13 protein-coding genes are annotated in these 11,720 nt (G+C 36.5%); 9 read left to right on the top strand and 4 right to left on the bottom strand.

What is annotated here, in order from left to right:
- The first annotated feature begins 50 nt into the window (after window positions 1-50).
- From ACZ1AQ_RS08630 to ACZ1AQ_RS08595, 8 genes are all read left to right on the top strand, one after another.
- Window positions 51-2,237, top strand: coding sequence for a TonB-dependent receptor (locus ACZ1AQ_RS08630; RefSeq protein ID WP_489632513.1), 2,187 nt, complete (start codon window positions 51-53; stop codon window positions 2,235-2,237).
- 482 nt (window positions 2,238-2,719) lie between these two features.
- The gene (locus ACZ1AQ_RS08625) at window positions 2,720-3,124 is read left to right on the top strand and encodes a DUF2141 domain-containing protein (RefSeq protein WP_024981122.1); all 405 of its coding nucleotides are present in this window, start codon (window positions 2,720-2,722) and stop codon (window positions 3,122-3,124) included.
- A gap of 137 nt (window positions 3,125-3,261) precedes the next feature.
- Window positions 3,262-3,885, top strand: coding sequence for a hypothetical protein (locus tag ACZ1AQ_RS08620; RefSeq protein WP_438066239.1), 624 nt, complete (start codon window positions 3,262-3,264; stop codon window positions 3,883-3,885).
- A gap of 72 nt (window positions 3,886-3,957) precedes the next feature.
- Window positions 3,958-5,313 (top strand): histidine kinase, encoded by a 1,356-nt coding sequence (locus ACZ1AQ_RS08615; RefSeq protein WP_489632512.1) that lies wholly within the window; start codon window positions 3,958-3,960, stop codon window positions 5,311-5,313.
- A 2-nt stretch (window positions 5,314-5,315) separates the two neighbouring features.
- Window positions 5,316-5,642: a 2TM domain-containing protein gene (locus tag ACZ1AQ_RS08610; protein ID WP_489632511.1), complete on the top strand. Its 327-nt coding sequence runs from the start codon at window positions 5,316-5,318 to the stop codon at window positions 5,640-5,642.
- A gap of 2 nt (window positions 5,643-5,644) precedes the next feature.
- Complete coding sequence (locus tag ACZ1AQ_RS08605; RefSeq protein WP_024981118.1) at window positions 5,645-5,950, top strand: 2TM domain-containing protein; 306 nt, start codon at window positions 5,645-5,647, stop codon at window positions 5,948-5,950.
- Between the two features lie 27 nt (window positions 5,951-5,977).
- Window positions 5,978-6,328 (top strand): 2TM domain-containing protein, encoded by a 351-nt coding sequence (locus tag ACZ1AQ_RS08600; RefSeq protein ID WP_489632510.1) that lies wholly within the window; start codon window positions 5,978-5,980, stop codon window positions 6,326-6,328.
- A 128-nt stretch (window positions 6,329-6,456) separates the two neighbouring features.
- The gene (locus ACZ1AQ_RS08595; protein ID WP_489632509.1) at window positions 6,457-7,224 is read left to right on the top strand and encodes a LytR/AlgR family response regulator transcription factor; all 768 of its coding nucleotides are present in this window, start codon (window positions 6,457-6,459) and stop codon (window positions 7,222-7,224) included.
- Window positions 7,225-7,318: 94 nt separating this feature from the next.
- Here the strand turns inward: ACZ1AQ_RS08595 and ACZ1AQ_RS08590 are convergent, their stop codons facing one another.
- The gene (locus tag ACZ1AQ_RS08590; RefSeq protein WP_489632508.1) at window positions 7,319-8,092 is read right to left on the bottom strand and encodes a CDP-alcohol phosphatidyltransferase family protein; all 774 of its coding nucleotides are present in this window, start codon (window positions 8,090-8,092) and stop codon (window positions 7,319-7,321) included.
- A gap of 160 nt (window positions 8,093-8,252) precedes the next feature.
- Here ACZ1AQ_RS08590 and ACZ1AQ_RS08585 point away from each other — a divergent pair, with 160 nt between their 5' ends.
- Window positions 8,253-8,723 carry a hypothetical protein gene (locus ACZ1AQ_RS08585; protein ID WP_489632507.1) on the top strand — a complete coding sequence of 157 codons (471 nt, stop codon included), beginning with the start codon at window positions 8,253-8,255 and terminating at the stop codon, window positions 8,721-8,723.
- Between the two features lie 14 nt (window positions 8,724-8,737).
- Here the strand turns inward: ACZ1AQ_RS08585 and ACZ1AQ_RS08580 are convergent, their stop codons facing one another.
- The 3 genes from ACZ1AQ_RS08580 to ACZ1AQ_RS08570 all read right to left on the bottom strand — a co-directional run bounded on the left by ACZ1AQ_RS08580 (window position 8,738) and on the right by ACZ1AQ_RS08570 (window position 11,697).
- Window positions 8,738-9,760, bottom strand: coding sequence for a COX15/CtaA family protein (locus tag ACZ1AQ_RS08580; RefSeq protein ID WP_489632506.1), 1,023 nt, complete (start codon window positions 9,758-9,760; stop codon window positions 8,738-8,740).
- Window positions 9,761-9,824: 64 nt separating this feature from the next.
- Window positions 9,825-11,246 carry a CCA tRNA nucleotidyltransferase gene (locus tag ACZ1AQ_RS08575; protein WP_489632505.1) on the bottom strand — a complete coding sequence of 474 codons (1,422 nt, stop codon included), beginning with the start codon at window positions 11,244-11,246 and terminating at the stop codon, window positions 9,825-9,827.
- Between the two features lie 67 nt (window positions 11,247-11,313).
- On the bottom strand, window positions 11,314-11,697 hold the full coding sequence (locus ACZ1AQ_RS08570) for a GxxExxY protein (RefSeq protein ID WP_315169964.1): 384 nt from the start codon (window positions 11,695-11,697) through the stop codon (window positions 11,314-11,316).
- Window positions 11,698-11,720 lie beyond the last annotated feature (23 nt).

Here is an 11,720-nt window from a genome sequence, read left to right as displayed (position 1 = left end):
GAATCCATAATCCCGAAAGATATTTGCTTCATCAAAAAACAAACAGTATAATGAAAACAAGTATCAAAAAAATCACACACAAATTCTTTTTAGTAGCCCTATTGGTTTTGATGAGTAGTGTTGCTTTTGCTCAAAACACCATTTCAGGAAAAGTTATCGATCCAAAAGGTAAGCCCGTCGTTAGCGCCAATATTTATATCGAAGGCACTTATGATGGCGCCACAAGCGATGAGAAAGGATTGTTCTCATTCGAAACCACAGTCAAAGGAAATGCGACCCTAATCATAAGCTCTTTGATACACGAAACAGCAACTCTGGTTATAGATGTGGCCAATTACAAAAACAAAACGATAACCCTCAAAGAGAATGTCAACACCTTAGACGCGGTGGTGATTACAGCTGGAACTTTAGAGTCGGGAGACAAAGCTCGTGTTTCGGTGTTGAAGCCTTTAGATATTGTCACCACAGCGGGTTCTGCTGGAAATATTATTGCAGCGCTACAAACTTTGCCAGGAACTCAAAACGTGGGTGAAGACGGTCGATTGTTCGTTCGTGGGGGCGAGGCCAATGAAACACAAACTTTTGTCGATGGTATCCGAGTGGCGCAGCCTTATGGCGCTAGCACGAATAATTTGCCTACTCGCGGACGCTTTTCTCCGTTTTTGTTTAGCGGGATTTCTTTTTCTACTGGAGGTTATTCTGCCGAGTATGGCGAAGCTTTATCAAGTGTGTTATTATTGAATACCCAAGACGAACCCGACCAAAACAAAACCGAAATTGCCTTAATGACCGTAGGTTTGGGCGTTGGAAATACACAAAAATGGAAAAAAAGCTCCTTGAGTGTCAATGCCGCTTACATCAATTTGGCGCCTTATCAAAAAGTGGTGCCTCAAAATATCGAATGGAACAATCCTTTTCAATCCCTTTCTGGAGAAACGGTTTATCGCTACAACTTCAATAACGGAATCCTAAAATTCTATGCAGCTTTCGATTCCTCCAAATTCGATTTGAATCAAGAAAGCGTCAATTCGCCCAACAAAGTCAGAGTCGATTTGAACAATAACAACTTTTATTTAAATACTTCCTACAAAGGTGGTTTTGGCAACAATTGGCAAGTAACAACGGGATTGAGTTATGGCTATTCAAAAAACAAATTGGGATTGGATTTGGACAAGCTTAACAATGACGAAAACGCCTCACATCTTAAATTCAAACTCCGTAAAAGCATTTCGCAACACGTTAAATTAGCTTTCGGAACGGATTATTTCATTACTCGTTTCAACGAAAATTTCACTCCAAATTCTGGATTTGGAGGCACTAGCGGATACAATTCTTCTATTGCAGCAGCTTTTGCCGAAGGCGATATTTTATTCACCAAAAACTTTGCTGCCAAAGTAGGGGTTCGTGCTTCATACAACGATTTGTTGGACGAAACCGCCGTTGCTCCTCGTGTTTCCTTGGCTTACAAACTGAATAAAACCAGCCAGTTTTCTTTCGCTTATGGCGATTTCACTCAGGCGCCAAGTGTTGATTTTATCAAATATTCCAAAATGCACCAATTCGAAAGCGAGAAAGCTTCGCATTACATCCTAAACTTTCAATACAACAACGACCGTCAAACGTTTAGAGCCGAGGCTTATTACAAAGACTACAGCAATTTGGTAAAATTCAATACCACAACGCCAATGTACAATTCGGTATACAATAACAACGGTTCTGGTTACGCCAAAGGACTTGATTTGTTCTGGAGAGATGGCAGCTCGATTAAGAATTTAGAATATTGGATTTCCTATTCTTACATCGATACGGAGCGCGATTATCGCAACTTCCCTAAACAAGTTACGCCAAGTTTCGTGGCGGACCATACAGCGTCTTTGGTGACCAAATATTTCATCACCGACTGGAAATCACAAATCGGTTTTACGCATTCTTTTGCCACAGGTCGTCCGTACAACAATCCGAACGAGACCCAATTTATGAACGGAAAAACCAAAGCTTTCAATAATTTGAGTTTCAATTGGGCGTACTTGGTGTCGCAACAAAAAATCCTGTATTTCTCTGTGTCCAATATTTTGCAAACTCAAAATGTCTTTGGTTACGAGTACGCCAATACTCCAGATGCAGCGGGCGTGTACAACCGCAGAGCCATCACACCAACGGCCGATAGTTTCTTTTTCGTAGGTTTCTTTTGGACCATCAGCGACAACAAAAACGACAACCAGTTAAAGAATTTATAAACCGAATTAGGAGCAGTAAGCATAGGGCTTTTCCAGCAGGTATCGTCCCGTGATCCGCTATATCTTTGCTGCCGAACCCCGTCAGCAAAGGATGCCGCTCCTCCCGGGGCTAAGAGGCAAGATAAGGTGTTTTTGGAAAGAAAAGTGTTTTTACAATTCCTCCAAGGTATTTGCTTTTAAAAATATCCACCACGACCCGAGCGATAGCGAATAGGCGAAGCAATTCACTAATGAATCACCAATAAAAATGTGTTTTAATGACACGAGTTATTACTATTGATGGAATTCGTGACATTCAATTTCAGTTTCGATGAAAATTAGTGACAAGTCGTGTAATTAGTGGCTAACTTTTTTTAAAAGCGAATGCACTACAATTCATCCTCCAAAAACAACAGTTCAGTTACAATCAATTTTAGTTTGGATTTGTCCAAACTACTTTTACATCAGCATAATAAAAGCAACAACCTTTAAAAAAATAAACTATGAAAACATCAGTTCTTATCCTGTTCTTAGCCATAAGTGCAATGGCAACCGCTCAAGTCGCTATCAAAGTAGACATCGTTGGTCTAAAAAACAACAAAGGGCAAGTCCTAATCGGATTGTACAATTCCGAAAATCATTTTTTAAAAAAAGTATACAAAGGCAATGTCGCTCTAATCAAAAACGCAAAAGCAACGGTCACTTTTGAAAACCTTCCTGCTGGCGAGTATGCGATTAGTGTTTTTCACGATGAAAACAGTAACGGAAAATTAGACACCAACTTTATGGGAATTCCAAAAGAAGCTTATGCAGCTTCAAACGATGCCAAAGGGTTTATGGGACCTCCAAAATACAAAGACGCTAAGTTCCAAGCCACACAAAACAAGCACATCGTATTGAAAGTATAAGCAGTTTACAATTCATCCTCAAAAAACGACAGTTCAGTCACAATCAATTTTACAGCAGTTACATCAGTAGTACTTTTACATCATCAAAATAACAAACAACCATTTAAAAGAAATTAACAACTAAAAAAATAGAAATTATGATCAAAGTTTTAACCGCCACCGCTTTATTAATTTGCAGTTTATTAGCTGCCCAAGGACAATACGAACAAGGAATGGGAAAAGCGTTCCAATTGTGGGGAGAAGGCAAAAACACCGAAGCTGCCGCTTTATTCGAAAGAATTGCAGCAGTCGAAAAAAACAACTGGTTACCTAACTATTATGTGGCTTTAGTAAATACTACAACCGCTTTTAGAACCAAAGGAAAAGACGAAGTAACTGCTTTGTTGACCAAAGCGCAAAACGCTTTGGATGTAGAATTAATCAAAAACGAAAACAATCCAGAGTTATTAGTAATGCAAGCTATGATTCACACCGCTTGGATTGCTTATGACCCAATGACCAACGGACAAAAGTTGTCTGGAAAAGTAATGGAACTCTACGGTAAAGCACAGGCTATTGCCCCAGAAAATCCAAGAGTGGTATTTTGTAAAGCCGAATTCGAAATTGGTGGGGCGAAGTTCTGGGGAACAGATACAACACCTATGTGTGCACAAATTGATAAAGCTATCGGACTTTTTGCTACTTTTAAACCAGAAACAGCTTTCTCACCAAAATGGGGATTAGATCGCGCTCAAGAAGCTCAAAAGAATTGTAAAAAATAGTATAAATTTCAAATCCTTTCGGAGTCAAAAACGCTGAAAGGGTTGAAAAACCAAAAACAAAAGTCAAAGAATATGGAAAAACAGAAAAACAGTATACTAGATAGAATCAAAAAAGGCTTTATAGATTGTTTGAAGATTACACTAGTATTTACACTTGTTTTTTCGTTGTTGCAAGGGGATTTCAGCCCTCAAAGCCTACTCACTACTTTTTTAGTTAGCGCCTTGTATTCTTACGGAATTGGGTTTGGAAACGGACTCATCAATGACATTTTGGATCGCCGATGGAATTGGTTAGAGCAAACCAATTTGAGAGTGTATTTTGGGATTTTTTGTACCATTTTGTATACCGTTCCAGTAGTCTTAGGAATTGATTATTTGACTTTCGTAGTATTTCAAAAACTAGAGGTTGCTGAGTTTTTCAACAACAGAATGGTTTGGGTGCATATGTTTTATATCATTCTTTCCTTGGGAGTTTCGACCTTTATGCACGCACGTAGTTTTATGCTCAATTGGAAACAAGCTTCTAAAAAAGAAGTATTCGAACAAAAGATTATTGCAGGAACGGCTTCGGCCAAATTTGAAACCTTAAAAAATCAAATCGATCCACATTTTCTTTTCAATAGTTTGAATGTATTGAGTTCACTTATCGAGGAAAATCCAGATAATGCGCAACGTTTCACTACTTCTTTATCTAAAATTTACCGCTATGTATTGGAACAAAAAGATAAAGAATTGGTATCGGTAGCCGAGGAATTGAATTTTGCAACGACGTATATGAAATTGCTGAAAATGCGCTTTGAGAACAGCTTGTTTTATGAAGTTACTGCCGAAGTTCAAAATCCAGATGCCAAAGTAGTCCCGCTTTCGCTGCAATTGTTATTAGAAAACACCGTAAAGCACAATGTGGTAAGCGAGCAAAGACCTTTGCATATCCGCATTTATATCGAAAATGATTATTTAGTAATTCAGAATGATTTTCAAAAGAAAGAAGTATTACAAGACCGCCAAGGCGTTGGATTACAAAACATCATCAATCGATACGCCATCATTACCAAACGAAAAGTACTGATTGAACAAAACGAACAAACTTTTACCGTTAAAATACCCATTTTAACCCAACAAATAACTGTTATGGAAACGACCTTAAATTACAGAGAAAACAATGCGTACTACCGCGCAAAAAAGAGAGTAGAGGAATTAAAAGGATTTTATGGCAATCTGATTTCATATTGTGTAGTCATCCCCATTTTAATTTATGTGAATCTTACTTTTGTCCCACAATTTCATTGGTTTTGGTTTTCCGCTGGTGGCTGGGGATTTGGTTTGATTATGCACGGTTTCAAAGTTTTTGGTTACAGCTCTAGCTGGGAAGAACGAAAAATTCAAGAGATTTTAAGAAAAGAAGACGAACAACAAAAATGGAAATAAAGATGGAACGAATAGATACGAATCAAGAACAAGAAGCTTTGGTTCAAATGGCCAAAGAGAGAGTAAAAAAGCTGAAAGATTTTTATTTTCATATGGTATTTTTTATGCTAGGCGTAGTAATCTATGTTTTGAAAACGTATTATGGTGCCCCTTTGAACTTTTTTCCCATTCGGTATATCAACGGTTTTGTAATGGCGATTTGGACGACCTTTTTTGTTATTCAAGCAGTACAATTGTTTTTTACCGAAGTAATTTTGGGTAAATCTTGGGAAGAAAAGCAAATTAAAAGAATAATCGGAAAGAACAGCGAAAAACAAATCTGGAAATAATTATGGAAACGAATTTTCAAGAAGAAGATAGATATTATCAAGCCAAGAAAAGAGTCGAGGATTTAAAAGGATTTTACGGAAATTTGACCTCGTACATTGTGGTGAATATATTTTTAGCAGTGATCAATTTATTAACCTCTCCAGGATATTTATGGTTCTTTTGGCCTTTACTAGGTTGGGGTGTAGGTGTGTTCTTTCACGCAATGAAAGTGTTTAATTGGATGCCCTTTTTCGGCAAGGAATGGGAAGAGCAAAAAATCAAAGAGTTTATGGAAAAAGAAAAACAATCCAGAAACGATTGGAAATAAAAAAAGTAAGATTAAATAGAAAATAAAATGGAAAATAAGCAAAACCAATACGATTCATTTTTAGACAGAACTCAAGAAGAACGTTACGAAATCGCATTTAAAAGAGTGCAAAAAATAAAGGGATTTTATGTCCACCTAATCGTGTATGTATTAGTTAATATTGGATTAATAGCTTTGAAAGCAAGGCATTTGGATGCATTAGATAATAATTTTTGGAGTTGGCAAACACTCAATACCGCCTTCTTTTGGGGCATTGGATTGGTAGCACACGGAGCTTCTGTTTTTGGGAAAGATTTGTTTTTAGGCAAAGATTGGGAGAAAAGAAAAATGGAAGAATTTTTAAAAGAAGAAGATAAAAAACAACAGCAATGGAAGTAATGTCGGTTCTCTGTTTTCAGTTCTTGGTTCTCAGTTCTTGGTTCTCAGTTTTCTGCCTTCTGCTTTCTGCCTTCTAACCTCTAATTTCTAACTTCTAATTTCTAATTTCTAATTTCTAACCTCAAATAATGACAACTATAATCATCGAAGACGAAAAACCAGCAGCGCGTTTGTTGCAACGTAAACTCGAAAAATTACAAATCAATGTAACCGTGCTGTTGCATTCGGTAGAAGAGGCTATCGAATGGTTTTCGAACCATCCGCATCCCGACCTTATTTTTTTGGACATTCAATTATCCGATGGCTTGTCTTTTGCCATTTTTGAAGCGGTCGAAATTAAGAGCGCTATCATTTTTACCACTGCTTATGACGAATATGCTTTGCGTGCTTTTAAGCTCAACAGTATTGATTATTTACTCAAACCCATCGATGAAGATGACTTGGAAATTGCAGTGAATAAATACAAATCGAGAGTGCCAGAAAAGGCACCTGAAAACCCTTCGCTTACGTTAGATTTTGAAGCCATCAAAAAGATGCTGACCAATCCATTTGAGAAAAATTACAAAAAGCGATTTACGTTAAAAATCGGGCAACATTTGAAAGTGATTTCGGTAGATGAAATTGAATGTTTTTACAGCGAAAATAAAGGAACCTATTTGCATACTTTTGATAATAGAGATTATCTTCTGGAAACCACTTTAGAGGTTTTGGAACAAGAAGTAGACCCTGTTGCTTTTTACAGAATCAGCCGAAAATTTATCATTCCATTAAAGGCCATAAAGGAGATAGTGGTGTACAGTAATTCCCGTTTAAAGATTATTTTGCCTACTTATAAAGCAGAAGAAGTAATTGTAAGCCGAGAAAAAGTAGCCGATTTCAAAAACTGGATTGGTTAAAAAATGACTTCATTTTTTAGTTTAGATAAAATTTGTTAAAAACACTGATTATTAGTTATTTACGTGTTTTGTATAGGATTTATCTATGAGGCTTTTATTCACTAATAAACCGTTTTCTGATAGCGATAAGAACAAAAATCATCAGTGTGTAGGCAATAAAAAATGGTGCTATGTATTCAATAAGATGCAACGGTAACATCACGGCAATAATTAGCAATTGAAAGCCTAAACCATAAATAGATAACAAGCTCATAAACCAATTCGGAAACGTTTTTACTTTGTATGCCTCTGGGTCTAGCGCGTGAATTATTTTGTCAAAAAGCCCATAAACAATTGTGTAAATTTGGAACAAAAGAGTCACCGATTTTTGTGTTTCTCCAGGCAAAGCTTTGGGTGTTTTGTACTCAAATATTTTACTAGTACTGTCTCCTCCAACCGATTTATGTCTCAAAATAACGTAGTAATAATTGTACAATGTTCCTTGTAATTGGATGCCAAAAAAAGCGGCAAACGCATACCAAAATGTTGTTTTTGAGACCCAACAAATGGCCATAAAAATCATAAAATTTAAGACGATATCAAAGACACTGTCGAGGTATCTACCAACGTATGAAGGTTTGTTTTTTAGTCTGGCCAATTCACCATCGGCAGCATCAATTCCAGATTTTAATACAATGAAAAAGGAGGCCAAAAAATAATGATTGCTGAGTATGCAGAAAATAGCAATTAGGCCAGAAAGGCCAAAAAGTAGCGTTACGTGAATAGCTGTGAATCGGGTTTCTTTTAATTGTTGTGCCAGAAATTTACCAAATGGGCGACCATAATCGGAGAGGTCGAAGAACTTATCTTGTGTTGCAAGTTTTGACATTATAAGCTGTAAAAGTAGAATGACAATATAGTCGAGGCGCAAAAGTAGCTCTATTTAAGCGGAATAGTACCTAAACAATAGTTTACTTTGTGTTAAAGTAAAAAAAGAGCGTTTCGAGTTTTAGTACTTTTATGGTATCAAAAACCAAATTTATTGTAGTATGGCGGTACCAAATTTAAAAGTAATTCAAGCCCTAAGAGAAACGGCGACACAAGTTGCAACTAGCGGTCGTTATGAATGGGGGCATATGGGAAGTTGTAATTGTGGGCATTTGGCACAAAATATAACTTCGTTTACCAGAGCAGAGATTCAACAGTTTGCCTTGCAAAAACGCGGTGATTGGTCGGAACAAGTTATAGATTACTGTCCAACGAGTGGTTATCCTATGGATTTAATTATCGGTAGGATGATTGAATTTGGTTTTACACAATCAGATTTGAGACAACTCGAAAACTTGTCCAATCCTGAGATTTTAGCCAAAGCTGGTGTGACTTCTTTCAATAGAAATGTGATGTCAGATACGGTAAAATATATGAATGCGTGGGCAGATTTGTTAGAGAACCAATGGATGGAACAAAACATAAATCACATCGTTTTACCCACTTTTGAAAGAGAAGAGATGGTGTATTAAGCCATCTCTTTTTCTTATTTAGTGAAACGGTGTAGCGTGTAAGTCATGGCTGTCAATAAAAAGAAAGCCGTGATTTGGTGTGCCAATCCTAACCATAGCGGTACGCTGTACAACAAAGTCAAAACGCCTAGTGCAAATTGTACAAACACAAGTACTACTAGAGCATTGAGTCCGTTTTGTTGCGCAATTGACAAAGTGTACTTTTTGCTTTTGAAATACAACAAAACCATTAACGCCACCACAAGATAAGCGGTTGTACGATGCACGAATTGTACGCCGCTTTTTCCTTCAATCAAATTGAGGATAAAACTGTTTTTTTCGATAAATACACTGTCGTGAATGAATTGCCCATCGCTCATTAATGGCCAGTGGTTGTGAATTAATCCTGCGTTGAGTCCGGCAACAAAACCACCGTAAATAATTTGAATTATCAAAAACACAAAGGCAAATCGAGCAATAGTTCTCAATTGAGGATAAAAGTTGTCTTTGTTAGGGTAAATCAAATCCAAAGCCACCCAAAGGGTATAAGCAAAGGTGATGAAAGCAAAAGTAAGGTGCAACGCGAGTCTAAAATGGCTCACATCTGGATTGTCGATTAATCCGCTTTTTACCATAAACCAACCCAAAAATCCTTGAAATCCTCCCATACACAAAAGAACAATGCATTTTTTGATAGTGGATTTGTCTAATCTTTTTTTGGCTAAAAAATAAAAGAAAGGGATTAAAAACACCATCCCGATGATTCGACCAATAAAACGGTGAAACCATTCCCAGAAGTAAATGAATTTATAATCAGATAAGGTAAAATCATTATGGATGTTGATTTTTTGATACTCAGGAAACTTTTTGTATTCTTCAAAAGCTTGATTCCATTTCGCCTCTGTCATAGGAGGGAAGGTATCGGTAATCAAATGCCAATCGGTCATTGAGAGTCCAGAATTAGTCAAACGGGTAATTCCGCCAACCACAACCATTAAAAATAAAAGTAGGCAACCAGAAAGCAGCCAAATAATAACAGGTTTATTAGATTTAGTCATTTTTTTAGTGATAAAAATCAATTATTTTATTGCAAATTTATGGGTTTGGCAACGAAAAAAAGGGCTAACAATCGTTAATCTTTAGGCCTAATTTGGCCCCCTTTTTTAAGATAAATTCATAAGCTGCTTGGTACTCATTTTGTATTTCTCCTTCTAAAATAGCTTCTTTAACCGCTTCTTTTAGGATGCCAATTTCTCTGGATGGTTTTAAATTGAAGAGCTCCATTATTTCCTCACCACTGATTGGAGGTTGAAAATTGCGAACGTGGTCGCGCGCTTCAACTTCAACAATTTTTTTACGTACAATTTCAAAATTACTGTGGTATTTTTTGAACTTGTTTGGGTTTTTAGTGGTGATATCTGCCTCGCAAAGTGTCATTAAGTTTTCTACATCTTCTCCTGCATCAAAAACCAAACGACGTACTGCTGAGTCAGTAACTGTGTCTTGCGCCAAGACAATTGGTCTTGAACTCATCACTACCATTTTTTGTACAAATTTCATTTTGTGATTCAAAGGCATATGCAATCTTTCGAAGATTTTCTTAACCATTTTACCGCCCAAAAATTCGTGACCGTGAAACGTCCATCCTTGTTTTTTGTTGAAGCGTTTCGTTGGAGCTTTTCCAATATCGTGCAATAAAGCAGCCCATCGCAACCAAACATCATCCGTGTTCGGGCAAATATTATCGACTACTTCAAGTGTGTGATAAAAGTTGTTTTTGTGCGTGTGTCCTTCTATCTCTTCTACTTGATTCAAGGCGGTTAATTCAGGCAGAATCAGTTCTAATAATCCCGTTTTGTAAAGCAATAAAAAACCCAAAGAAGGTTTTTCAGTCAGAAGAATTTTGTTTAACTCTTCAACAATGCGTTCTCCTGAAATGATTTTTATTCGTTCAGCATTTTTGGTAATGGAATCCAGAGAATCAGGATGTATTTCAAAACCTAATTGCGTAGCAAAACGAATGCCTCTCAACATTCTTAGCGGGTCATCCGAAAAGGTGATGTCTGGGTCAAGCGGAGTTTTTATTGTTTTAGATTCTAAATCAGAAATACCAGCAAAGGGATCTAAGAGTTCTCCGAAGTTAGATGGATTCAAAGACAAAGCCAAGGCGTTTATCGTGAAGTCACGGCGGTTTTGATCATCTTGTAGCGTTCCGTTTTCAACGATTGGATTGCGGCTGTCGTGGTTGTAGGATTCTTTTCTGGCACCTACAAATTCAATATCAGTATCTTCAAAACGGAGCATAGCGGTTCCATAAGTCTTGAACACTTGTACTTTTGGTTTTTTAGGTAAAAGTTCGGAAACTTTGAGCGCCAATTCGATACCACTGCCCACAGCCACCACATCGATATCTTTTTTGGAGCCCCTTTGTAAAAGTAAATCCCTAACGAACCCACCAATTACATAACTATCTATGTTTAGTTCTTGGGAAGCTCTCGATATTACTTCGAATATTGTGTTATTAAGTGCTGATTTATAATTCATATCTTGTTTTTACCACGATTTTTTGCCGCAGATTCGCTGATTTTATTTTAAAAATTATGATTTTCAGCTAATTTTCTGACAGTACTATTCGTTTGTGTTCTAAAGATGTTTTATTAAAATTTACTAAAAGCGCTAATTTAGTTTTTGACACTTTTAAATAATTTAAACATTGTGAAATATGACTGTTATTAAAAGATTCACAAGATTTTATTTCAAGAATAATACTGTCAAAAACTACAAAATCAGCATAGAATTTGTGTTTTAAAATGGTGTTTTTATAATTTACTACATATTCCTTTTCTCTTTCAAAAGGTATGTTAGCTATATTAAATTCATATTCTAATGCGTCTTTATACACGATTTCAGAAAAACCTTTTCCTAGATTTTTATGTACTTCAAATAAAATTCCTATTATTTTATAGGTCTCTTTTTCAAATAAATATTGAGCCATAAATTATAAAATCATATTAATTT

Source organism: Flavobacterium sp. UM26 (assembly GCF_057922445.1).
The sequence above is the reverse complement of the archived record's forward strand: the minus strand, read 5'-3'. Positions and strand labels throughout refer to the sequence as shown.

Coding starts and splice junctions, on each gene's coding strand:
- ACZ1AQ_RS08630 (WP_489632513.1), top strand. CDS start 51: ATGAAAACAAGTATCAAAAAAATCACACACAAATTCTTTTTAGTAGCC.
- ACZ1AQ_RS08625 (WP_024981122.1), top strand. CDS start 2,720: ATGAAAACATCAGTTCTTATCCTGTTCTTAGCCATAAGTGCAATGGCA.
- ACZ1AQ_RS08620 (WP_438066239.1), top strand. CDS start 3,262: ATGATCAAAGTTTTAACCGCCACCGCTTTATTAATTTGCAGTTTATTA.
- ACZ1AQ_RS08615 (WP_489632512.1), top strand. CDS start 3,958: ATGGAAAAACAGAAAAACAGTATACTAGATAGAATCAAAAAAGGCTTT.
- ACZ1AQ_RS08610 (WP_489632511.1), top strand. CDS start 5,316: ATGGAACGAATAGATACGAATCAAGAACAAGAAGCTTTGGTTCAAATG.
- ACZ1AQ_RS08605 (WP_024981118.1), top strand. CDS start 5,645: ATGGAAACGAATTTTCAAGAAGAAGATAGATATTATCAAGCCAAGAAA.
- ACZ1AQ_RS08600 (WP_489632510.1), top strand. CDS start 5,978: ATGGAAAATAAGCAAAACCAATACGATTCATTTTTAGACAGAACTCAA.
- ACZ1AQ_RS08595 (WP_489632509.1), top strand. CDS start 6,457: ATGACAACTATAATCATCGAAGACGAAAAACCAGCAGCGCGTTTGTTG.
- ACZ1AQ_RS08590 (WP_489632508.1), bottom strand. CDS start 8,092: ATGTCAAAACTTGCAACACAAGATAAGTTCTTCGACCTCTCCGATTAT.
- ACZ1AQ_RS08585 (WP_489632507.1), top strand. CDS start 8,253: ATGGCGGTACCAAATTTAAAAGTAATTCAAGCCCTAAGAGAAACGGCG.
- ACZ1AQ_RS08580 (WP_489632506.1), bottom strand. CDS start 9,760: ATGACTAAATCTAATAAACCTGTTATTATTTGGCTGCTTTCTGGTTGC.
- ACZ1AQ_RS08575 (WP_489632505.1), bottom strand. CDS start 11,246: ATGAATTATAAATCAGCACTTAATAACACAATATTCGAAGTAATATCG.
- ACZ1AQ_RS08570 (WP_315169964.1), bottom strand. CDS start 11,697: ATGGCTCAATATTTATTTGAAAAAGAGACCTATAAAATAATAGGAATT.